Annotated in this window: 24 protein-coding genes; 8 read left to right on the forward strand and 16 right to left on the reverse strand. The window is 62.5% G+C overall.

All coding sequences use genetic code 11. From position 1 onward, the window contains the following. Positions 1 to 174: 174 nt before the first annotated feature. The 4 genes from msrQ to ilvC all read right to left on the reverse strand — a co-directional run bounded on the left by msrQ (position 175) and on the right by ilvC (position 3,847). Positions 175 to 801, reverse strand: coding sequence for a protein-methionine-sulfoxide reductase heme-binding subunit MsrQ (gene msrQ / locus ACSVIK_RS20775; protein WP_442446109.1), 627 nt, complete (start codon positions 799 to 801; stop codon positions 175 to 177). Beyond that, entirely contained in the window at positions 801 to 1,811 is a 1,011-nt protein-coding gene (gene msrP, locus ACSVIK_RS20780; protein ID WP_442446110.1) for a protein-methionine-sulfoxide reductase catalytic subunit MsrP, read from the reverse strand. The genes msrQ and msrP overlap by 1 nt, the downstream gene beginning before the upstream one ends. Before the next feature lie 66 nt (positions 1,812 to 1,877). Continuing rightward, positions 1,878 to 2,693 (reverse strand): CDP-diacylglycerol--serine O-phosphatidyltransferase, encoded by an 816-nt coding sequence (gene pssA, locus ACSVIK_RS20785; RefSeq protein WP_442446111.1) that lies wholly within the window; start codon positions 2,691 to 2,693, stop codon positions 1,878 to 1,880. Between the two features lie 137 nt (positions 2,694 to 2,830). Next, positions 2,831 to 3,847, reverse strand: a complete 1,017-nt coding sequence (gene ilvC / locus ACSVIK_RS20790; protein ID WP_125875246.1) for a ketol-acid reductoisomerase — start codon at positions 3,845 to 3,847, stop codon at positions 2,831 to 2,833. A 123-nt stretch (positions 3,848 to 3,970) separates the two neighbouring features. Between ilvC and ilvY the strand changes: the two genes are divergently transcribed. Further along, a complete protein-coding gene (gene ilvY / locus ACSVIK_RS20795; RefSeq protein WP_442446112.1) occupies positions 3,971 to 4,852 on the forward strand; it encodes an HTH-type transcriptional activator IlvY in 882 nt (293 codons plus the stop codon). A 54-nt stretch (positions 4,853 to 4,906) separates the two neighbouring features. On the opposite strand, the gene ilvN is transcribed toward ilvY, so the two are convergent. Together ilvN and ACSVIK_RS20805 are read right to left on the reverse strand one after the other, a co-directional pair. Continuing rightward, positions 4,907 to 5,398 carry an acetolactate synthase small subunit gene (gene ilvN, locus ACSVIK_RS20800; RefSeq protein ID WP_442446113.1) on the reverse strand — a complete coding sequence of 164 codons (492 nt, stop codon included), beginning with the start codon at positions 5,396 to 5,398 and terminating at the stop codon, positions 4,907 to 4,909. 1 nt (position 5,399) lies between these two features. Then, on the reverse strand, positions 5,400 to 7,124 hold the full coding sequence (locus tag ACSVIK_RS20805) for an acetolactate synthase 3 large subunit (protein ID WP_442446114.1): 1,725 nt from the start codon (positions 7,122 to 7,124) through the stop codon (positions 5,400 to 5,402). A gap of 402 nt (positions 7,125 to 7,526) precedes the next feature. Here ACSVIK_RS20805 and ACSVIK_RS20810 point away from each other — a divergent pair, with 402 nt between their 5' ends. Further along, positions 7,527 to 7,958, forward strand: coding sequence for a DUF4124 domain-containing protein (locus tag ACSVIK_RS20810; protein ID WP_442446115.1), 432 nt, complete (start codon positions 7,527 to 7,529; stop codon positions 7,956 to 7,958). A 216-nt stretch (positions 7,959 to 8,174) separates the two neighbouring features. On the opposite strand, the gene ACSVIK_RS20815 is transcribed toward ACSVIK_RS20810, so the two are convergent. Genes ACSVIK_RS20815 through mrcB form a run of 3 tightly spaced genes read right to left on the reverse strand, consistent with a single transcriptional unit; the run spans position 8,175 to position 11,552 of the window. Then, a complete protein-coding gene (locus ACSVIK_RS20815; protein WP_442446116.1) occupies positions 8,175 to 8,501 on the reverse strand; it encodes a YqcC family protein in 327 nt (108 codons plus the stop codon). Then, complete coding sequence (locus ACSVIK_RS20820; protein WP_442446117.1) at positions 8,501 to 9,193, reverse strand: tetratricopeptide repeat protein; 693 nt, start codon at positions 9,191 to 9,193, stop codon at positions 8,501 to 8,503. Before ACSVIK_RS20820 ends, ACSVIK_RS20815 begins: the two co-directional genes overlap by 1 nt. 40 nt (positions 9,194 to 9,233) lie before the next feature. Then, complete coding sequence (mrcB, locus tag ACSVIK_RS20825) at positions 9,234 to 11,552, reverse strand: penicillin-binding protein 1B (RefSeq protein ID WP_442446118.1); 2,319 nt, start codon at positions 11,550 to 11,552, stop codon at positions 9,234 to 9,236. Positions 11,553 to 11,666: 114 nt separating this feature from the next. Here mrcB and ACSVIK_RS20830 point away from each other — a divergent pair, with 114 nt between their 5' ends. From ACSVIK_RS20830 to ACSVIK_RS20845, 4 genes are all read left to right on the forward strand, one after another. Then, on the forward strand, positions 11,667 to 13,229 hold the full coding sequence (locus ACSVIK_RS20830) for an AAA family ATPase (protein WP_442446119.1): 1,563 nt from the start codon (positions 11,667 to 11,669) through the stop codon (positions 13,227 to 13,229). Between the two features lie 81 nt (positions 13,230 to 13,310). Beyond that, positions 13,311 to 13,655: a pentapeptide repeat-containing protein gene (locus ACSVIK_RS20835; RefSeq protein WP_442446120.1), complete on the forward strand. Its 345-nt coding sequence runs from the start codon at positions 13,311 to 13,313 to the stop codon at positions 13,653 to 13,655. 46 nt (positions 13,656 to 13,701) lie between these two features. After that, positions 13,702 to 13,974 carry a TfoX/Sxy family protein gene (locus ACSVIK_RS20840; protein WP_442446121.1) on the forward strand — a complete coding sequence of 91 codons (273 nt, stop codon included), beginning with the start codon at positions 13,702 to 13,704 and terminating at the stop codon, positions 13,972 to 13,974. A 105-nt stretch (positions 13,975 to 14,079) separates the two neighbouring features. After that, positions 14,080 to 14,865 (forward strand): Crp/Fnr family transcriptional regulator, encoded by a 786-nt coding sequence (locus ACSVIK_RS20845; protein WP_442446122.1) that lies wholly within the window; start codon positions 14,080 to 14,082, stop codon positions 14,863 to 14,865. Between the two features lie 264 nt (positions 14,866 to 15,129). On the opposite strand, the gene ACSVIK_RS20850 is transcribed toward ACSVIK_RS20845, so the two are convergent. The 3 genes from ACSVIK_RS20850 to ACSVIK_RS20860 are packed head-to-tail and all read right to left on the reverse strand — an operon-like array spanning position 15,130 to position 17,836. After that, complete coding sequence (locus ACSVIK_RS20850) at positions 15,130 to 16,014, reverse strand: ChaN family lipoprotein (protein WP_442446123.1); 885 nt, start codon at positions 16,012 to 16,014, stop codon at positions 15,130 to 15,132. 20 nt (positions 16,015 to 16,034) lie between these two features. After that, on the reverse strand, positions 16,035 to 16,802 hold the full coding sequence (locus ACSVIK_RS20855) for a heme ABC transporter ATP-binding protein (protein WP_442446124.1): 768 nt from the start codon (positions 16,800 to 16,802) through the stop codon (positions 16,035 to 16,037). Further along, a complete protein-coding gene (locus ACSVIK_RS20860) occupies positions 16,802 to 17,836 on the reverse strand; it encodes a FecCD family ABC transporter permease (protein WP_442446125.1) in 1,035 nt (344 codons plus the stop codon). Before ACSVIK_RS20860 ends, ACSVIK_RS20855 begins: the two co-directional genes overlap by 1 nt. Positions 17,837 to 18,492: 656 nt before the next feature. On the opposite strand from ACSVIK_RS20860, the gene ACSVIK_RS20865 reads away from it, so the two are divergent. Beyond that, positions 18,493 to 18,816, forward strand: a complete 324-nt coding sequence (locus tag ACSVIK_RS20865; protein WP_442446126.1) for a Rieske (2Fe-2S) protein — start codon at positions 18,493 to 18,495, stop codon at positions 18,814 to 18,816. 68 nt (positions 18,817 to 18,884) lie between these two features. Further along, a complete protein-coding gene (locus ACSVIK_RS20870; protein WP_442446127.1) occupies positions 18,885 to 19,049 on the forward strand; it encodes a hypothetical protein in 165 nt (54 codons plus the stop codon). 198 nt (positions 19,050 to 19,247) lie between these two features. Here the strand turns inward: ACSVIK_RS20870 and moaE are convergent, their stop codons facing one another. The 4 genes from moaE to ACSVIK_RS20890 all read right to left on the reverse strand — a co-directional run bounded on the left by moaE (position 19,248) and on the right by ACSVIK_RS20890 (position 22,030). Beyond that, entirely contained in the window at positions 19,248 to 19,703 is a 456-nt protein-coding gene (gene moaE / locus ACSVIK_RS20875; protein ID WP_442446128.1) for a molybdopterin synthase catalytic subunit MoaE, read from the reverse strand. A 28-nt stretch (positions 19,704 to 19,731) separates the two neighbouring features. Continuing rightward, positions 19,732 to 19,974 (reverse strand): MoaD/ThiS family protein, encoded by a 243-nt coding sequence (locus ACSVIK_RS20880; RefSeq protein ID WP_268178830.1) that lies wholly within the window; start codon positions 19,972 to 19,974, stop codon positions 19,732 to 19,734. Beyond that, positions 19,971 to 20,447, reverse strand: coding sequence for a cyclic pyranopterin monophosphate synthase MoaC (moaC, locus tag ACSVIK_RS20885; RefSeq protein ID WP_442446129.1), 477 nt, complete (start codon positions 20,445 to 20,447; stop codon positions 19,971 to 19,973). The genes ACSVIK_RS20880 and moaC overlap by 4 nt, the downstream gene beginning before the upstream one ends. Positions 20,448 to 20,638: 191 nt before the next feature. Continuing rightward, positions 20,639 to 22,030 carry a PhoH family protein gene (locus tag ACSVIK_RS20890; protein ID WP_268178832.1) on the reverse strand — a complete coding sequence of 464 codons (1,392 nt, stop codon included), beginning with the start codon at positions 22,028 to 22,030 and terminating at the stop codon, positions 20,639 to 20,641. Between the last annotated feature and the right edge of the window lie 81 nt (positions 22,031 to 22,111).

Here is a 22,111-nt window from a genome sequence, read left to right on the forward strand (position 1 = left end):
CCGAATCACCAACAGAGCTCAACCACCACCCTGCCGACCGACGCGCATTCTACACGCCAGATTCAGCTTTGCAAGCCATTCATTCAACTTAACTTATTGATTAACAAGAAGTTTTTGAAGTGCTTCAGCACTGAAGTGGCGCGCATTCTACATCCAGCAGCATGCGCGTCAAGCTTAAATTGCGATTTTCTTTGCACTATCTCGCCAGGCACTGCCGAGTCGCTGCATTCCACTTGCCACGACCGGCAGGCGCATCAGTAGCAAGGCGCCGCCCAGCAACGCATAGACGAGCCACTCACCCAGGTCTGCGCGCACTACCCAGAGCATGTGCAGCAACGCCAACAGCAGAATCACGTAGACCAGACGGTGCAATGCCTTCCACTTGCGCCCCAGCTTCCTGATGCTGAAGCGGTTGGAGGTCACCGCCAATACCAACAAACCGATAAAGGCCAACGCCCCCACGATGATATAGGGACGCTCGGTCAGGTCACGCAACACCGAATCCAAACGCAGCCCGGCGATGAACAGCAGGTACCCCGACAGATGCAGGGCGACATAAGTGAAACACCACAGCCCCAACTGTCGCCGCACGGCAATCCAACCGCTCCAGCGGGTTAGCTGCTGCAGCGGCGTCATGGCCAGAGTGATCAGCAGAAGAATGAGGGCGCCCAGCCCCAGGTTATCCACCAGCGTCTTGCCTGGATCAGGCCCGAGGAGCCCGAACATGGCGCGATACAACCAGTACGCTGGCGGCAGCAGGGCCGCCACGAACACAGCGATACGCCACAACGGATAACGCATCAGTAGTACTTCCTCAGATCCATGCCCGCATAAAGCTCTGCGACTTCGTCGTAGCCATTGAACATTCGGGTATCGATGACGTTCGGGCTGAACAGACCGCTGGGCAAGCGCCGCTCGGTGGCCTGTGACCAGCGCGGATGATCCACCTTGGGATTAACGTTGGCATAGAAGCCATACTCGTTCGGCGCGATGCGCTCCCAGGTCGTCTTGGGCGCCTCATCCACCAGGCTGATACGAACGATGGACTTGATGCTCTTGAAGCCGTATTTCCACGGCACCACCAGGCGCAGCGGGGCGCCGTTCTGGTTGGGCAGCACGCGCCCGTACATGCCCACCGCCATGAAAGCCAGCGGGTGCATGGCCTCATCCAGGCGCAAGCCTTCCACGTAGGGCCAGTCGATCAGAGAGAAGCCCGAGCGCTGCCCAGGCATGTGCTCGGCATCCACCAGCGTCTCGAAGCGCACGTAGCGCGCCGCCGAAGTAGGCTCGACCTGCTTGAGCAGGTCAGCCAAGGGAAAACCCAGCCAGGGAATGACCATGGACCAGGCCTCGACGCAGCGCAGCCGGTAGATGCGCTCCTCGAAGGCATGGGGTTTGACCAGATCCTCGATGGCATAGCGCCCCGGCTTGGCCACTTCACCATCGACCATTACCGTCCAGGGCTCGACCTGCAGCTTGCCGGCATTGGCCGCGGGGTCACCCTTGCCCGTACCGAACTCGTAAAAGTTGTTGTAGTGCGTCGCATCCCTGAAAGGCGTGATGCTCTCCCCTTGCGCCGTGACCGCCTGCCAGTGCGTACCTGCCAGCTTGTTCTGGAACCAGTCAGGCGCCTTGGCAGGCTCCACATCGGCATAGGTTCCCGGCGTATCGGCGCGCACCCAACCCGGCATGGCAGCCAACCCAGCCAAGGCCAGCGAGCCCTGCATCAGCTTGCGCCGGGAGAGATAGACGGACTCGGGGGTGACTTCGGATTCGTGCGCCCGGGAGGAGGAAGGAACTCGGATGAGCATGGCAACTCCGCGTCTACAGTTGGAGAAACGAACTGTAGACCACGGAGCGCGGAAGAAATTACAAGGTCACCGGGTTTTACGGCGACGTAGCTGCAGCAAGTACTGAATAGGTCCTGAGATGGCATAGGCCATGAAGATCAGCAGCAGGATACGCGGCGGATCACTGAACACCACGGCAAAGACCAGCACCACCACCAGGATGGCCACGAAAGGCACACGGCCTTTCAGGTCGAGATCCTTGAAGCTGTAGTACTTGATGTTGCTGACCATCAGGCAGCCTGCAGCGGCGACCAGCAGCGCAACGAGGAAGGCCATGTTGGAGCCCTGGATGCCGAAATCGCTGAACGCCCACACGGTGCCGGCAACCACACCGGCCGCCGCCGGGCTGGCCAGGCCGATGAAATAGCGCTTGTCGACGCTACCGATCTGGGTATTGAAACGCGCCAGGCGCAAGGCAGCGCCAGCCACGTAGATGAAGGCAACCATCCAGCCCACCTTGCCCAGGCTACCCAACGCCCACTCGAAGGCGAGCAAGGCTGGCGCGACGCCGAAGGCGACCATGTCGGACAGCGAATCGTATTCGGCACCGAACGCGCTTTGCGTGTTGGTCAGACGCGCGACACGCCCATCCAGGCTGTCCAGCACCATGGCCACGAAAACAGTGGCGGCGGCGACATAGAAGTTGCCGTTCATCGAATTGATGATGGAGTAGAAACCGGCGAACAGATTGGCCGTGGTGAACAGGTTCGGCAGCAGATAGATACCGCGATGGCGCACCTTGCGTCCCTCAGCGTCCTGCCCTTCTTCCACATGCTCGTCGATGGGCAGCAGGCTTTCGATATCCTCGCCCGACCGCTTCGGCTCTTCGTGACCTTCACTCATGAACAACACCTTGCTACGGATTTGAAGAATGGCCGGCGACCCTTGCAGCAGCCCCGACGCCCAGGCTTTATACCAGAGCCTTGCCGCAGAATGAAAAAACGCGGCATAAAGCCGCGTTCTTTCGCACATCGCAGACCTTAGTTCTTGGTCTTGTCGACGATCTTGTTGGCCGCGATCCACGGCATCATCGCACGCAGCTTCTCACCAACCACTTCGATGCCGTGAGCGGCATTGTTGCGGCGATAGGCAGTCATCGACGGGTAGTTGGCGGCACCCTCGGTGATGAACATCTTGGCGTATTCGCCGTTCTGGATGCGCTTCAGAGCGTTACGCATGGCAGCACGGGATTCGGCGTTGATCACTTCCGGACCGGTGACGTACTCACCGTACTCGGCGTTGTTGGAGATCGAGTAGTTCATGTTGGCGATGCCGCCCTCGAACATCAGGTCGACGATCAGCTTCAGCTCGTGCAGGCACTCGAAGTAGGCCATTTCCGGCGCGTAGCCAGCTTCGACCAAGGTCTCGAAACCCGCCTTGACCAGCTCGACGGTACCGCCGCAGAGAACGGCCTGCTCACCGAACAGGTCGGTTTCGGTCTCGTCCTTGAAGGTGGTTTCGATGATGCCAGTACGGCCGCCACCAACACCCGAGGCGTAGGACAGGGCGACGTTCTTGGCGTTGCCGGAGGCGTCCTGGTAAACGGCGATCAGATCAGGGATGCCGCCGCCCTTGACGAACTCGGTACGTACGGTGTGGCCCGGGGCCTTCGGCGCGATCATGATCACGTCGAGGTCGGCACGCGGTACGACCTGGTTGTAGTGGATGGCGAAGCCGTGGGAGAAGGCCAGGGTGGCGCCCTTCTTGATGTTCGGCTCGATCTCGTTCTTGTACAGCTGGCCCTGGAATTCGTCCGGGGTCAGGATCATGACCAGGTCAGCAGCGGCAACGGCCGTGGCAACGTCGGCCACTTTCAGGCCATGGGCTTCGGCCTTGGCAACGGTAGCGGACCCCTTACGCAGGCCAACGGTGACGTCAACGCCGGAATCCTTCAGGTTGCAGGCCTGGGCGTGGCCCTGGGAGCCATAACCGATGATGGCGACTTTCTTGCCCTGGATGATGGAGAGGTCGCAATCTTTGTCGTAATAAACTTTCATGTTTCTGGCTCTTCTGAATCGAAAGGGATGGGTGCAAGCACCACGACGCAAGCACCTTATGTGATCTGAACCATTGCGTAAAATGATATATTTGCAATACGACATGCCGATATATGAAACATAATGGACAGTCACTCCCTCAGACTCTTTCTCTCCCTGGCCGACAACCTGCACTTCGGCAGAACCAGCCGCGAACAGCACGTCAGCCCTTCCGCGCTGAGCCGCAGCATCAAGCAGCTCGAGGAAGAATTGGGCGCCGTCCTGTTCGTCCGCGACAACCGCTCGGTTCGCCTGACCCGCGAGGGCCAGCAGTTTCGCGAATACGCGAGCGAGGTGCTGAACGGCTGGCAAGCCATTCGCCAGACCTTCATGCAGGATCAGTTGAATCTGCATGGCGAGCTGTCGCTGTATTGCTCGGTGACCGCGAGCTACAGCTTCCTCTATGACATCCTCAGCAGCTTCCGCCAGGACTACCCACGCATCGAAATGAAGCTGCACACCGGCGATCCGGCGAAAGCCGTCGAGCGCGTGCAGCAGGGCCTGGAAGATCTGGCCATTGGCGCCCTCCCCGACAGCCTGCCAGCCGGCGTGGAGTTTCAGTCGATCACCCGCTCGGAACTGCGCTTTATCGGCCCCCAGACGCCTCAACTATTGAGCGAGGAGCAACTTCGGCAGCCGACAACGGAAAGCTGGCGGGATGTGCCGATGATCCTTTCGGAAGAAGGCCTGGCCCGCGTGCGCACCGATCGCTGGCTCAAGCACCACAACATCAAGCCGCGGATCTACGCTCAGGTCAGCGGCAACGAAGCCATCGTCAGCATGGTCAGCCTGGGCTTCGGCATCGGCGTGGTGCCACAGATCGTGCTGGACAACAGCCCGCTGACCGCACGCATCCGCATCTACGACATCCAGCCACCGCTGACCGCTTACGACATCGGCCTGTTCGCGCTGGAAAAGCGCCTCAAGGATCCGCTGATCGCGGCTTTCTGGAATCGCCAGCGCTGACTTTCAGACAATAAAAAGCCCCGCGCCAGGCGGGGCTCTGCATGACGACAGCGATCAGACACTCAGTACCTTGTCACCGCGAGCGATGCCAGTGACACCACTGCGCACGGTTTCCAGGATGGATGCAGTGCCGATGGCCTGGATGAAGCTGTCCAGCTTGTCGCTGGTACCGGTCAGCTGCACGGTGTAGACGCTGCTGGTCACATCCACGATCTGGCCGCGGAAGATGTCGGTGGTGCGCTTGACCTCGGCGCGCTGAGCGCCGGTGGCCTTGATCTTCACCAGCATCAGCTCGCGCTCGATATGGGCGCTTTCCGACAGGTTGACCAGCTTGACCACCTCGACCAGCTTGTTGAGGTTCTTGGTGATCTGCTCGATCACCTCGTCATGGCCGACCGTGGTCAGCGTCAGACGCGACAGCGTCGGATCCTCGGTCGGTGCAACGGTGAGGCTTTCGATGTTGTAGTTGCGCTGGGAGAACAGACCGACCACGCGGGACAGTGCACCCGGCTCGTTTTCCAACAGCAGGGAAATGATATGTCGCATGTTAGGTCCGCTCCGTCTTGCTCAGCCACATGTCACGCATTGCGCCATCCCGAATCTGCATGGGGTAGACGTGCTCGCTGGTATCCACCGCGATATCGAGGAACACCAGGCGATTCTTCAGTGCGAAGGCCTCTTCGAGACCCGGCTTGAGATCTTTCAGCTCGGTGATGCGCATGCCCACATGCCCATAGGCCTCGGCCAGCTTGACGAAGTCCGGCAGCGACTCCATGTAGGAGTGCGAATAACGGCTGCTGTACTGCATGTCCTGCCACTGGCGAACCATGCCCAGCGCGCCGTTGTTCAGGTTGACGATCTTCACCGGCAGGTCGTACTGCAGGCAAGTCGACAGCTCCTGAATGTTCATCTGGATGCTGCCTTCGCCGGTCACGCAGGCCACATCGGCCTCCGGGAAGTTCATCTTGACGCCCATCGCGGCTGGGAAACCGAAGCCCATGGTGCCCAGGCCACCGGAGTTGATCCAGCGATTGGGCTTGTTGAAGCGGTAGTACTGCGCCGCGAACATCTGGTGCTGGCCCACGTCGGAGGTGATGAAGGCATCGCCTTTGGTCACTTCGCACAGGGCTTCGATCACGGCCTGCGGCTTGATGATCGAACCGTCACCCTCGTTGTAGGGGAACAGACGGCCACTGCCGCGCCATTCGTCGATCTGCTTCCACCAGCTGGCAACGGTGTCCTTGTTCGGGGTTTCGCCGATTTCCTTGAGGATGGCAACCATCTCGGTCAGCACGCTATCGACCGGGCCAACGATCGGGATGTCGGCCTTGATGGTCTTGGAAATCGAGGCCGGATCGATGTCGATGTGGATGATCTTGGCATTCGGGCAGAACTTGGCCGCGCCGTTGATCACACGGTCATCGAAGCGCGCACCCACGGCCAGGATCACGTCGGCGTGGTGCATCGCCAGGTTGGCGGTGTAGCTGCCGTGCATGCCGAGCATGCCGAGGAACTGGCGATCGGTGCCGGGGTAACCGCCCAGGCCCATCAGGGTATTGGTCACCGGCAGGTTGAGCATCTGCGCCAGCTCGGTTAGCGGCGCGGAGGCATTGCCCATGATCACGCCACCACCGGAGTACAGCACCGGGCGCTTGGCCGCCAGCACCATCTCGGCTGCCTTGCGGATCTGCCCGGAATGGCCACGTACCGCCGGGCTGTAGGAGCGCAGCTTGACCTTCTTCGGATAGACGTACTCGAACTTCTGGGTCGGATCGCCCATGTCCTTGGGAATGTCGACCACCACCGGGCCGGGACGGCCGGACTCGGCGAGGTAGAACGCCTTCTTCAGCACCTCGGGAATTTCTGCCGGGTGCTTGATGATGAAGCTGTGCTTCACGATCGGCCGGGAGATACCGACCATGTCGGTTTCCTGGAAGGCATCGGTACCGACCATGTTGCTCGGTACCTGACCGGAGATCACCACCATGGGAATCGAGTCCATGTACGCCGTGGCGATACCGGTGATGGCATTGGTCGCACCCGGGCCGGAAGTCACCAGCACCACGCCGGCCTTGCCGGTGGCGCGGGCATAGCCGTCGGCCATGTGGGTCGCGGCCTGCTCGTGGCGAACCAGGACGTGAGTCACTTCCGGTTCCTTGAACAGGGCATCGTAGATATGCAGGAGGGCACCACCCGGGTACCCATAGATGTACTTAACGCCTTCGTCACGCAGGAAGCGGACGACCATTTCAGCGCCAGATAAGAGCTCCACGTTTTTCACCTCTTGAACGCCAGTGTGCCACCCGACAGACGAGCGGCCCTTTAAGTAGGTCTTACTGTCAGCGGACATGCACGACGGTGATCGTGGATTCGGAACATCTGCTAGACGAGTAACGGAACAGCCCATGGTCTTGCGGGGCTGAACCTCCCAGCGCGAGGTAACGCGTTGCGGGTGTCACGGTTCGGCGCGGGTAGCGCCTCTTTGCACCGAGCTGGAGGACGCTTGCGGCGGACTCCACTACGATGGAAGGCCGATTGTTCGGGTTAGCCGCTGGCAAGTCAAGCGATGCGTGGCGATATCTTCAATCTCGCCTGTGACGCAGCGCAGGATGAACAATCAGCGCTTTTGGTTATAGTAACCAGCAGTACCGCAGTGCTCGATAAAGGAAAACGCATGCGCCTCATGATTCTTACCGGCAGTCTGTTGCTCGCCCTGAGCACCTCGACCCTGGCCAGCCAGGTGTACAAGTGGGTCGACGACAAGGGCGTGACGCACTTCGGCGCGCAGCCGCCGCAAGGCCAGGAGGCCACCACCATCAACACGGCCAACCCACCACCGCATTCCGTCGCCCCTGCCGAGCCGGCCCCGGAGGTCGACAAACAGCAGCAGGCAATCGATGAGAAGGTGAAGGATCAGGTGGCCAAGCAGGAAGCCGAGCGCAAGAAATACTGCGAGAACGCTCGCACCAACCTTGCGCAACTGGAAAACAACCCGCGCGTCCGCATCGAGGGCGACGACGGCGAGTTGCGCCGCATTGGTGAAGACGAGCGCCAGGAGAGCATCGCCGAACTGAAGAAATCCATCGACGAGAACTGCCGCCAGTAACAGACCGTGTGAAAACGTAGCGAGCGCAGGTCAGGCAAGGCAAAAAACGGCGAAAAAAGCACTGGGCCCGCATTCGGGTTTACGCGCTGTAAATGAGCATTTTTGATGGGGGCGCCTAGCTCGGACTCGCGCCCGAGCCGTTTTTTTAACGCAGCATGAGCAAGCGCAGTAGTTTTCACACAGTCTGAGTAAGGCGGCCATCGGCATGCGCCTGAATCAGGCGCGTGTCAGCAGACGGTCGAACTCCCCCAGCAATTCGAGCAACCCGCGCGCTCGCTGCGGCTGCTCGCGATAGGCCATCTCGGCCATTTCCTTGATCCCCGACGCCCTCGGCAACGGGCTGGCGCTTTCCAGCAGCATTTTCATGCGCGGTAGAAAGATCCACTGCAACCATTGCTCGAAGGCCAGGGTATCGACGCAGAACGGCGCCTGGCTGGCCAACGCTTCGGCACTGGGCGCCTCGCTCTGCCACCAGCCCAACTGGCGCAACTCGCGCTCGATCAACAGCAGTTGCTCGGCGACCTGAGCGGTTCGTTCATCCATCACAGGGTGACCCGCGCTTGCTCACGCGCCTTGGCGGCGCCTGCCGGGTCGCCCTGACGCTCGCGAGCCTGGGCGATGAGGTTCCACAGGCTGGCCTGCAAGGCCGGGCGCCCCGAGGCGTAGGTCAGACCACGGCGCGCGAACTGCTCGGCCTGCGCCGCATCGCCCTGGGCCAGGCGCACCTCGGCCAGACGATAGAGCACCTGCGGCTCGCGCGGGGCGATACGCTGGGCGCGCTCGAGACTGGAGGAGGCACCATTGAGGTCGCCACTGCCCTGCTGCTGCTGAGCGGTGGTCAGCAAGGCCAGTACCGGGCCATCGAGCTGTTCGTCCGCCGCCAGCCCGCCACCACTGGGAATGCCGCTCGGCGCACTGGGCGCCGGGCTGTAGACATTGCCCTGCGGAGCGCTGACCGGCGGTTCGTCGAAGGTCAGCCCACCGCTGGAGGGGGCAGCCTGCGGGCCAGTCTGCAAGGGCGTGGAAGCGGCGCCCTGCGGCACCATCACCACCACACCGGAATCTTCTTCGATCTGCTGGGTTTGTGCCCGCGCCGGTGCTGGCGCGCTGGCACCGGCAATACGCCCAGCCGACAGGGGCGTACCGGCGTCGACTACGGGAATCGAGCCCTGCGGCACGCTGCTGCAACCACCCAGGGCCGCTGTCAGCAAGGCGAGAAGCCACTTCTTGTTCACATCCAGTCCTCTTCAGTAAGCGTGAAAACAGCCAGACCGATCATTGCAGCCAGCCACGTACCCAGTCCATCACCGAGTCGACCGGTGCCTGAATGCCACAACCGGGGCCGGGTGTCGGTTCACTGCCGCGAATATAAGGCATCTGCATGGCATTCGGGCAGCCGGAGGCGGAGCCCTGCCCGGTGGTTCGGTCGACCCAGGCCATGGTCACGTTATCCGGCAGGGGCATGTCCAGCGGCAGGGGGTCGGCCTTGCGCATGAAGCCCGTCCACACCTGCAATGCCCCGGAGGCGCCAGTCAGCGGGGTCGGGCCGTTGTCGTCACGGCCGAGCCAGACCACTGCCAGCAGATCCTGGCTGAAACCGGCGAACCAGCTATCGCGCGAGTCGTTGCTGGTGCCGGTCTTGCCGGCCAGATTCAGCGAGCTGGGCAACTGGCTGTAGACCGAACGCCCGGTACCCTCACGCATGACGCGCTGCATGGCGTTCTGCACCAGATAGATGGCACCCGGATCGAAGCGCTGCTGGATCTTGAACGGGTAACGGCCCAGTGGTTGGCCATCGGCGGTCAGTACGCTGCGAATACCACGCAGCGGCGTGTTGAAGCCGCCATTGGCCAGGGTCTGGTACATCTCCGTGACTTCCATCGGCGTCAGTGCACCCGCCCCCAGCAACATCGACGGATAGGCCGGCCACTGCCGTTTCACCCCCAGGCGCTCGAGGGTCTTGAGCACCTTGGGCACACCGATCTCCAGGCCGAGCTTGGCGGTCGACAGGTTGTAGGAGTTGGCCAAGCCCTGATACAGGAAGATATTGCCATGGGCCTTGCGGTCGTAGTTCTGCGGCGTCCACACCTGACCGTCCTGCCCCTTCACGGAGAAGGGCTCGTCCTCGAGCCAACTGGTCAGGGTGTATTGACTCGGGCGCTCCAGCGCCGACAGATAGATGGCCGGTTTGACCAACGAGCCGATCGGCCGTACCGCGTCCAGCGCACGGTTGAAGCCGGCGAAACGCGGCTGACGACTGCCGATCAGTGCCTGGATCTCACCGGTTTCCGGATTGGTCACGACCATGCCGGCCTGCACCTCATCCACACCCTTGCGGCCGGCCAGGCGCTTCATCGTATCGGCCAGAGCCTCCTCGGCCTTGAGCTGCAGGATGGGGTCGAAACTGGTGAAGATGCGCAGCCCTTCCTCGGTCAGATCCTGCTCGCGGTAATCCTCGCGCAACTGGCGCTTGACCAGGTCGAGGAAGGCCGGGAAGGAGCTGTCGGCCATGCGCCCGCGTTGCGTCACGCCCAGGGGCTTCTGCTTGGCGGCAGCGGCTTCCTCGGGGGTAATCGAGCCCTGCTCGGCGAGCAGATCGAGCACCAGATTGCGCCGTGTCAGCGCCCGCTCGGGATGGCGCCGGGGGTTGAAATAGGTCGGCCCCTTGACCATGCCCACCAGCAACGCGACCTGCTCCAGCTTGAGTTCGGAAATCGGCTGACTGAAGAAATACTGGCTGGCCAGACCGAAGCCATGAATGGCGCGCTGGCCGTCCTGACCGAGGAAGACTTCGTTGAGGTAGGCCTCGAGAATCTCGCGCTTGTCGTAGTGCAGCTCCAGCAGCACCGCCATCATGGCTTCGGTGGCCTTGCGCAGCAGAGTGCGCTCGTTGGTCAGGTAGAAGTTCTTGACCAACTGCTGGGTCAGGGTACTGCCCCCCTGCACCAGGCGCCCGGAGGTGGCGTTGATCCAGATGGCACGGGCGATGCCCTTGGGCGACACACCGAAGTGCTCGAAATAGTCACGATCCTCGACGGCTACCAGGGCATCGATGAGATAGGCCGGCACCTGATCGATCTTGATCAGGATGCGATCCTCCTGATGCGCCGGGTACAGACCGCCGATCAGCAGAGGTTCGAGCCGCGCCACCGCCAGGTTGGCACCACCGGCCTGGGTCAGGCCAGCCACGTAGTCACCGGAGAAGCGCACACGAATCTGCCGGGCAGGCTCGGCGCCCTCGTAGAACTGGAACCCCCGGCTGTACATGTCGATGGTATTGCCGGCAACGGCCACCGCACCGGGGCCGTCGGCACTGCTCTGGCGGCGGTAGCCGAGGGCGTCGAGTTCGCGCAGAAAGTCGTCCTTGCTCAGCTTCTGTCCGACGAACAGCTCCAGCGGCCTGGCATAGACCTTGGCCGGCACGGTCCAGCGCTTGCCGGAGAATTTCTCCTGCACCACGGCATCGAGGTAAACGGCGAAGCCGGCGAGGATCACCAGGCCGACGAGGCCCAGCTTGAAGCCCCAGGCAAGCCAAGGACGCAGGCCGGAAGAACGGGTTTTCTTGCTGGAGCGAGGGGAGCGTTTTCGAGTCATGGCGGGATTATACGCACTTTACACAGGGGCCAGCAGGACTGGCCGAATGGTTTGCATGGCCGTTCACAGCGGCCATAATGCCCAGCTCGAACAGCGTAAAGACAAGGAACGAACGTGAGCCAAAGCCTGATTGCCGCGCTACAGAACCCAGCCCTCTATCCACACCCGGTGGAAGAGTTTCGCGTGATTGAGACACACATTTCCTGGGTTTTGCTCACGGGCCCCTATGCGTACAAGATCAAAAAGCCGGTCAACTTCGGTTTTCTCGACTTTACCGAGCTGTCCGCACGGCAACATTTCTGCGCGGAAGAACTGCGCCTCAACCAGCGCCTGACCCAAGGGCTTTACCTGGAGGTACTGCCGATCAATGGTAGCGAACAGGCACCCACCCTGGGCGGCGAAGGGCCTGCCATCGAATATGCGCTGAAGATGCGTCAGTTCCCGCAAAGCCAGCTGCTCAGCGCCATTCAGGAGCGCGGCGAGCTGGGTGTGGGGCATATCGATGCCCTGGCCGGCCAGATCGCGCACTTCCACCTCAACGCCCCGCAGGTCGCCCAGGATCATCCACTGGGCACGCCGGAGGCGGTGATGGCGCCGGTGCAACAGAATTTCGAGCAGATTCGCCCGCTGCTCAGCGACAAGAACGACCTGTTGCAGCTCGACGCCCTGGAGGCCTGGGCGCAGTCCAGCTATGAGCGCCTGCAACCCTTGCTGGCCGAGCGCAAGGCACAGGGGTTCATCCGCGAATGCCACGGCGACATTCACCTGGGCAACGTCGCCCAGATCGATGGCCAGGTGGTGCTGTTCGACTGCATCGAATTCAACGAGCCGTTCCGCCTGATCGACATCGCCTCGGATGCCGCCTTCCTGGCCATGGATCTCGAAGATCGTGGCCTCAAGTGCATGGCACGCCGCTTCATCAGCGCCTGGCTGGAACAGACCGGCGACTACCAGGCCCTGCAACTGCTCAACTTCTACAAGGCCTATCGCGCCATGGTGCGCGGCAAGGTAGCGCTGTTCCGCCTGAGCCAGGAGCAGGACTCGGTGCAGCGAGCGGTGATCCTGCGCCAGTACCGCGCCTATGCCGCCCTGGCGGAAAGCTACAGCGCCATTCCCACACCCTTCCTGGCCATCACCCACGGCGTCTCGGCCGTTGGCAAGAGCCATGTCGCCATGCGTCTGGTGGAAGCCCTGGGTGCCATCCGCCTGCGCTCGGATGTCGAACGTAAACGCCTGTTCGGTCAGCAGCAGGCCGCCCAGCAAGGCCAACTGCAGGGCGGCATCTACAGCGCCGATGCCAGCCAGGCCACCTACGAGCGCCTGCGCCAACTGGCGCAACAGGCATTGCAGGCCGGTTTCGCCGTGGTCATCGATGCCACCTATCTGAAGGCAGCGCAACGCCAGGCGGCCTGGCAGGTGGCGGAAAGCACCGGCACGCCCTTCCTCATCCTCGACTGCCAGGCACCGGAGGCCGTGATCGCCAGCTGGCTAAGCCAGCGCCAGAGCGAAGGCCAGGATCCATCCGACGCCACCCTGGAAGTGATCCAGGCTCAGCAGGCCAGTCGCGAGCCACTCGATGCCGAGGAGCTGCAGCACACCGGTCATGTCGACACCCACGACAGCGCCAGCCTGGACGGTCTGCTCGAGCGCATTCGTCAGAAACTGCCAGGCATCTGACCCCCGACCACTGGCGCTGCACACCAGGCAAAGTGTGCGGCACCTTCTATACTGGCGGTAAGCCCGCAATCGGTACATGCCATGAACCAGCCACGCCAGCTCGATCATCCGCTCTATCGTCTGCTGCACAACGACGACATCAAAGGTTTCAATGCCCAGAAACCCAAGGATGTGGAGGTCGATCTGTCGGGCGGAGACTTCCGTGGCCTCGATCTGCGCAACATGGATACCGAAGGGGTCAACTTCACCGACGCCTACTTCCGCGGCGCCGATCTGCGCGGCCTGGACTTTCGCCATACCAAGATAGAGGGCGCCAGCCTGGCCCATGCGCAGATTTCCGGCACTTATTTCCCCGTCGAACTGACTGCCGATGAGATTCTCATGTCGGTGAACTTCGGCACACGCCTGCGTTATCGCACCAAATAGCGGCATAGACTCTACCCGCAACAGCGCATAGACGCAGGGAGGCCCGGTGAACGACGAACTGCAAGGTCTGAAGAACCTCGGCAAGACATCTGCCCAATGGCTGCATGCGGTCGGTATCCACACCGCTGGCGACCTGCGCCGCCACGGTGCCGTGGGCGCCTATCGGGCGGTACGCTCCAGGGGCTTTCGCGCCTCGAAAGTGTTGCTCTACGCCATCGAAGGCGCCCTGCTCGACATTCACTGGAGCGAGTTGTCAGCGACACACAAAGCGGCGCTCAACGGCGAATTGCAAGAATCCCCGCCAAACAACAAGAGTTAGCTCACAACACCTGAGAACAAGGATTGCCGAGGCAAGCGCCACCGCCTATTGTTTCAGGGACGCCCGTCCGTTCAGCCAGCCCAGCCAGTTCAAGGAATTACCGTCATGTATTTACTCGGGGAGCAACCGGCCTACGCCAATCAGTTGATCAGTCGCCTACAGAGCATCCCCGCTCAACTGCTGGACGGGCTGAAACCCATAGGCGAACCGCTGCTCATCGAGCGTACGGACGATCTGGCCAAGGTTCTGCCAGGCAACCAGCTCTTCATCATAGAGAGTGGCCTGCTCCATGCGCAGGTCGACGATCGTCCGCTGTTCTATCTGCAGGAAGGCGACCTGGTCGGTTTGCGCCAGGGCATCGAGCTACCCACTTGCCGTTACAGTAGCGAAGAGCCGCTGAGCCTGATGCCTTACTCGCGCAGCGAAGTGTTCCAGCACATCCATGCCGACGAACAGCGCCAGGAACAGTTCATCCATTACCTCATCGGTCACACGGCCCTGCTCTCCGATGCCCTGGTACGCCTCAAGCAGCCGGAAATTCGTCCCGCCACCGGCTTCCAGCATTTCGCCGCCGGCGAGGAACTGATTCATCAGGGCGACGACGCTGACCATGTGTTCATCATCATCGAAGGCCATGCCGAAGCCTATGTCGATGGGCAGAGGGTGGGCGACGTACAGAAGGACGAAATCTTCGGTGCCATGGCCGTCTTCACCCGCGAGAAACGCAGCGCCACCGTGGTGGCCAGCGAGCCGTGCACGGTCATGGTGATTCCCAAGGATCAGTTCCTCGGCCTGATGCAGAGCAACCCACGCATCGCCCACAGTCTGATCGAGAGCATGGCCCGGCGCATCGACCTGCTGAACAAGGAAGTCACTCAGTTGCGTAGCTAGCTCGCCGCCTGCACGACAGAGCCCCGGCCATGCGCCGGGGCTCTTTATTTTTAGGGCCTGGGGAAAGTTGAGAAAAATTCTCAAAAAGGCGTTGACTCCAGAATGAGAATTGTTATTATTATCTCAACTGGTCGCGAGATCAGCCGATAAGCTAAAGAGACCATTCAGTCGGACTCTTCAGATTATCTCCTCATCAGGCTAATCACGGTTATTGACCCGGCTCTCGCCGGGTCTTTTTTTGCCTGCAGAAAAACAGCGCCCTGCTCATCGCTTGAAGCGAGCGCAGAAATCCTCTTGCGGCATGCGCGCCGTGTACCAGACGTAATCGGCCATCTGCGCATCCACCTGCTGGCCCACCTCGGCCAGCAGCAACACCGCCTGGCTGTCCGCTGCCTGCAGATCCGCCAGGTGCAGCGGCACGCCGAGATCCTTGCGCACATGGAAGGCGCCAGCCAGCAACAGGCTTGGCTGCGGCGCCGCCAGCAGCGCCTCGGCCATGCGCCGATCACGCTGCTGCTGCACGGCAAGCATGGCAGGCAACTGGCTTTGCGGCAGCATGTCGCAATGGGCCCGGCGGATGTCCTGCAGCAAGCGCTGTTGCACCTGCATGGCATTGGAGCGTTCGCCGAGCAGCCTCGGCCTCTGCCTGTAGATGCGGCGAATCTCGTCGCGATCCAGGTTGGCGGCCAGCAGCGGATAAGGCTGACGCAGTTCGTGCATCACCAACGGCCCGTACAGCGACCAGCTCCAACCGGGCTGCCAGGCCAGTGCCGCGATGGGATCCTGCGGCGGCATGCCGGCACGGCTATCGCGTTGCGCCTGGATGACACGCGCCTGCTGATCCGGATCGATCATCTCCATCAGCACGCTGCCTTGCGCTCGGTACGCGGCCAGGCCACGCGACAACCAGAGCTGCAAGGCATGGTGATCCGGGTTGTCGTGCCGTTCGCCCACCAATACCCGTTGCACCCTGGCCAGACGTTCGAGCAAACGCTCCGGGGAGATCCGCTCGCCCGTGCGCAGATCGCGAATCTGCCCGAATTCGGCATGTTCACGCCCCAGAGGCGCCAAAGGTTGTGGTGGCGGCAGGATCGCCTGCGACTGACAAGCAGCCAGCAACAACAGGCTGCACAGGGAAAGGATGCGCATGAGGCAGGCTCCAGCAGGTTTCAACGCACAACGATCAGCGGATGATCACGCTCGGGATGGCGTTGGATCAAGACGTCCAGCCCGAACACGCTATGCAGCAGGTCGGCCCGCAGCACCTGATCGGGCGAACCCTGCGCCTGCGCGCGGCCCTGATGCAGGAGCACCAGGTGATCGCAGTAACGCGCGGCCAGATTGAGGTCATGCAGGATCACCAGCACGGCCGCGCCACGCTGGGCGAACGCGCGAATCGCCGTCAGGGTGGTGTGCTGATGCAGGGGGTCGAGCGCCGAGGTCGGCTCATCGAGCAGCAGGCTGCTGCCCTGCTCACCCGGCCATGCCTGCGCCAGCACGCGGGCCAGATGCACGCGCTGGCGTTCGCCGCCGGAAAGCGTCAGATAGCTGCGCGAAGCCAGGTGCTCGGCATCGGCGGCAGCCAGGGCCTGAGACACGATCTCGGCGTCGCGCTGGCGGCCGCTGGCATGCGGCAGACGGCCCATGGCCACCACCTCACGCACGGCAAAGGCGAAACTCAGGCTGGAGCTTTGCGGCAAGACCGCCAGGCGTCGCGCCCGCGCCTGCCCTGGCCAACTGGCCAAGGGCTGCCCGTCCAGGCGGACGCTGCCCTGGCACGCCGCCACTTCGCCGCTCAGAGCCGCCAGCAGCGTGCTCTTGCCGGCGCCATTGGGGCCAAGTACTCCGAGCACGGCACCCGGCTGCACTTGCAGATCGATGCCCTGCAGCACCAGGGTGTCGCCACGGCGCACGCCAAGATTGTCCGCCCGCAGCATCAGGCCCGCCCCCGCACCAGTAAATAGAGAAAGAACGGCGCACCGATCAGTGCGGTGACGATGCCGATCGGCAACTCGGCGGGCGCCAGCAGCATACGCGCCAGCAGATCGGCCAGCAGCAACAGGCTAGCGCCCGCCAGCAACGACGCGGGCAGCAGCACGCGGTGATCCGGCCCCACCAGCAGGCGCATCAGATGCGGCACCACCAGGCCGACGAAACCGATCAACCCGGCTGCCGCCACCGCCGCCCCGACACCCAATGCAGTGCACAAGACCAACTCAAGCTTCAGACGCTCGACCTCGAAGCCCAGGTGGCGGGCTTCCGACTCCCCCAGCAGCAGGGCATTGAGCGCCGCCGCGCGGCGCGGCAGCCAGCAGGTCACGCCGACAGCGACCAGCAACAGCGGCCACAAGCGCGAATAACTGGCGCCGTTGAGGCTGCCCAGATTCCAGAAGGTCAGGCTGCGCAAGGTGGCATCATCGGCCAGGTAGGTGAACAAGCCGACACCAGCGCCGGCCAGGGCGGTCATCGCCACGCCGGCCAGGAGCATGGTGGCCACCTGGGTCTGGCCATCGCGTCGGCCCAGGCGATAGACCAGCGCCGTGACCAGCAGGCCACCGAGAAAGGCACACAACGACAAGACATAAGGGGCCCAGGCGGGAGAGAAGCCTCCCAGCATGCTGCCGCCAACGATGGCGAACGCCGCCCCCAGCGCAGCACCACCCGAAACCCCGACCAGCCCCGGATCGGCCAGCGGGTTACGAAACAGCCCCTGCATGGCCACCCCGGTCAACGCCAGCACGGCACCAACGCAAAGCCCCAGCAAGGTACGTGGCAGGCGAATCTGCGCGACGATCAGCGCAGCCTGCTGCGAGCCCTCCTGGCCTAGCGGCACACCGAGCAGGCGCAACAGGGCCAGAACCGTGTCCGCCAAGGGCAGGCTCACCGCTCCCAGGGTCAGCGACAACCAGATGCTCAGAAGCAACAACGCGCTCAGCGCCAGCAACAAGGTGCGCGGTCGACACGACGGCATCAACGACCGCCGTCATGGGGATGGCACGAGGCCGCCAGTTGCGCCAGGCGCTGCGGCAAGGTGTCGTGGCCGAACGGCACAGGTTCCAGCATGAGGGTCATCCCATCTCTCCAGAGTCCTTCTAAAAACCTAGGCGAGGCGGCCAGCGCAATACCGATGGCGGCCCCGCAAAACAGGCGAAAAAAGCGTAGTTTACGCTTTGTAAATGAGCGTTTTGATGGGGGCGCCCACGCACGAGCCTGCTTTAAACGCTGCGGCAGAGTTTATTCGAGATGATGGCCAGGTACGAACCCGAAGCCTGAAAGCCAGATACGCTCGCATTGCACCCAGGACTGCTGACCGACCGGCGACACCTGCGCCATAATCCGCTGCCAGCCTAGGGTCTGTTGACGTTTCGCTCGCGGCCGCGACGGAGCCAGTTTTTGCGTGGGGCTAGGCGCGAGGCGCGAAGTTTGGTCGCCCAAATGAGCCGTCGAGCAACGACGCACCACGCAAAAACCGGCCCGTCCCTCCGGGTTGCGCGGCAAATTGCGCCATGCGTCGTTGCAGGATTTGGCAAGGGAACGACCATTACCCGCATCCTGCGCCTAGCTTGGCGCAATTTGGCGCAGCAACGCGGTTCGCGCCGAAACGTCAACAGATCCTAGGAGGTCAGCATGATCCGCCTATGTGCCTCGGAAGAACTGGCCGAAAGCCGGAGCCGTGGCTTCAACCTCGATGACCTGCATCTGTTCGTGGTGCGCAAGGACGGTCAGGTGCATGCCTACCGCAACCGCTGCCCGCATCGTGGCGTGTCCTTGCAATGGCAGCCGGATGCCTTTCTCGACGACAGCGCCAGCCTGATTCGTTGCGCCACCCATGGCGCACTGTTTCTCATCGACTCCGGTGAATGCGTCGCCGGCCCCTGTGCCGGGCAGGCACTGCAGCCCCTGCCCTGCCGCGAGGAAGCCGGCAGCATCTGGCTGCTCAGCGAATCTTGATCCCTGTCAGGCTTGAGCTCAGCCAAGCGACTAGACTGCAATCAGGGTCATCGCACGGGAGACGGGCAATGGATCACTATCATCTGATGCTGGCACTGCTACTCGGCGGCTTTCTGCTGCTGGGTGTGGGGTTCAACTTTCGCGAGCACGAGTGGGGCGTGCGCCTGCTGGGTTTCGGCGTGCTGATCATGCTGGTGCCCATTGCCCTGCGAGTGCACCTGGCACTGGCTTGAAATCAGCAGCCTGAAGCCCGGATGAAAACCGCGGCCGGGCGGCGAAAGATCCGGGATTGGAGTGGCGAAAGCATCCCCGGATTGCATCCGGGCTACGCGCAGATCACCGTAGGGTGCGCCATGCGCACCGAGCAATGTCGATGGCTTCGCTATTCATACGGGCATGGCGTTGCGAAGAGCCGGTGCGCGCAGCGCACCCTACGACCGGTGCCAGCGCTCGGCGGCAGCCTGATCGCTGTCGCGCCCTTCCACCCAGCGTGGCCCCTCGGCGGTGTCCTCCTTCTTCCAGAACGGCGCGCGGGTCTTGAGGTAGTCCATGACGAAGTTGCAGGCGTCGAACGCGGCCTGCCGGTGAGCGCTGCTGACGCCGACGAAGACGATGGGCTCGCCCGGCTCCAGGCGACCGATACGGTGAATGATCTCCATACCCAGCAGCGGCCAGCGCTCGCGCGCTTGCTCGGCAATCTTGGCCAAGGCCTTTTCGGTCATGCCGGGGAAGTGCTCGAGGAACATGCCGCCGACTTCGCGCCCCGCGTTGAAGTCGCGCACATAGCCGACGAAGCTGACCACCGCGCCGATGCCGAGGTTGGCGGCATGCAGGGCATTGAGCTCGCTGCCGGGATCGAAGGGCTGGGTTTGTACGCGAATGGACATGTACGGGCGCTCTCGAAAAAATTGCGGCTCAACCGCCGGTAACGGTGGGGAAGAAGGCCACCTCGTCACCCTCGGCCAGCGGCTCGTCGAGGCTGCACAGCTCCTGATTGCGCGCGCACATCAGGTTCTGCTCGCTGAGCACCTCCCACTCACCGCCACGGGCCAGCAGGTGCAGACGCAGATCGTCGAGGGTGACGAAGTCACCGCTGACCTGCTCCTCATCACGGCCCAGGGCTTCACGGTAACGGGCGAAATACTGCACGCGGATCATGCTTGCTCCTCCAGCTTGTAGTGACCGCTCTTGCCGCCGAGCTTCTCCAGCAGGCGTACTTGCTCGATGACCATGCCACGATCCACTGCCTTGCACATGTCGTAGATGGTCAGCGCGGCGACACTGGCGGCCGTCAGCGCTTCCATTTCGACCCCGGTCTGCCCGGACAGTTTGCAGCGCGCGATGATGTGCACGCAGTCATCGCCTTCGGCGCTCAGCTCCACCTTGACCCCGGTAAGCATCAGCGGGTGGCACAGGGGAATCAGGTCGCTGGTTTTCTTCGCCGCCTGGATGCCGGCGATACGCGCCACGGCGAACACATCACCCTTGGGGTGTTCGCCTGCGACGATCATCTTCAGGGTAGCGGGCAGCATGCGCACAAGCGCTTCGGCGCTGGCCTCGCGAAAGGTGGTCGCCTTGTCGGTGACATCGACCATATGCGCGCGGCCTTGGGAATCGAGATGGGTCAGCACGGTAAAACTCCTGACGGGAATCGGCCGATTGTAGCAATAGCAGGCGGCAAGAACCGTAGCCCGGATGCAATCCGGGAATTGGGGTACCAAGCGCCCCCGGATTTCATCCGGGCTACAGGCTGAAAACGAAGACCCGGAGCCTGCGAAGGCTCCGGGTCTTTTACTTGCAGCTTGAGGCTTGCAGCTTGAAGCTACATGTGGCTTTCAGCGTATTCGGCGAGGATCGAGCGCGGTACGCCCTGCAGAGTGATGTGAACGCCGTGGGGGAAATCCTTGAAGCGTTCGGTGAGGTAGGTCAGGCCCGAGCTGGGCGCCGACAGGTAAGGGGTGTCGATCTGCGCCAGGTTACCCAGGCACACCACCTTCGAGCCGCTGCCAGCGCGGGTGATGATGGTCTTCATCTGGTGGGGGGTGAGGTTCTGGCACTCGTCGATGAGGATCAGGCTCTGCTGGAAGCTGCGCCCACGGATGTAGTTGAGCGATTTGAACTGCAGCGGCACCTTCTGCAGGATGTAGTCGACACTGCCATGGGTGCTCTCGTCGTCCATGTGCAGCGCTTCGAGGTTGTCGGTGATGGCGCCGAGCCAGGGCTCCATCTTCTCCGCTTCGGTGCCGGGCAGAAAGCCGATCTCCTGATCCAGCCCCTGCACGCTGCGGGTGGCGATGATGCGCCGGTAACGCTTGCTGACCATGGTCTGTTCGATGGCTGCGGCCAGCGCCAGGATGGTCTTGCCGGAACCGGCGGCGCCGGACAGGTTGACCAGGTGGATGTCCGGGTCGAGCAGGGCGAACAGCGCCAGCGCCTGATGGATGTCGCGCGGTTTCAGGCCCCAGGCCTCCTGATGCAGCAGCGGCTCCTGGTGCATGTCGAGGATCACCAGTTCATCGCCCTTGATCGCCTTGATCCAGCCGACGAACCCCTGCTCATCGAGGATGAACTCGTTGACGTGCACCGCCGGCAGGTTGTCGGTGAGCTGCACTCGATGCCAGGTGCGGCCGTGATCCTGGCGCGTCTCCACCTTGCTGACGCGATCCCAGAAGGAGCCGGGCAGATCGTGATAGCCCTTGGACAGCAGCGAAACATCGTCCACCAACTGGTCGGTGTGGTAGTCCTCCGCATCGATGCCACAGGCGCGAGCCTTGAGGCGCATGTTGATGTCCTTGGTCACCAGCACCACGGACAGACCGGGATTGCGCGTCTTCAGCTCGACGAGCTGGTTGATGATCTTGTTGTCGTTGAGGTTCTCCGGCAGCCAGGTCACCGGCGAGGCACTCTTGCTCATGAGGATCGACAGGCTGCCGCAAGGGCCGCTCTTGCCGCGCTGGATGGGTACACCGAACTCGACGTCTTCGGGTTCGGCGCCAGCGAGGATCTGATCGATCAGGCGGATCGCCTGGCGGCATTCGGCGGCGACGCCATGTTTGCCGGATTTCAGTTTGTCGAGTTCCTCCAGCACCGTCATCGGAATGGCGACGTGGTGTTCCTCGAAGTTCAGCAGGGCATTGGGGTCGTGGATCAGGACGTTGGTGTCGAGGGCGTAGAGGGTTGGAGCGGTGGGCTTGGAGCGTCCGTGGTCATCCATACGTCGGTCACCTTCTTGTCGTAGCCGGGCGACGCAATACCTGGGGCGGTGCTGCGCCGGACAGAGACCGCCGATTTTTCA

This window comes from Pseudomonas sp. NCHU5216 (assembly GCF_052156495.1).
Taxonomy (GTDB): domain Bacteria; phylum Pseudomonadota; class Gammaproteobacteria; order Pseudomonadales; family Pseudomonadaceae; genus Aquipseudomonas.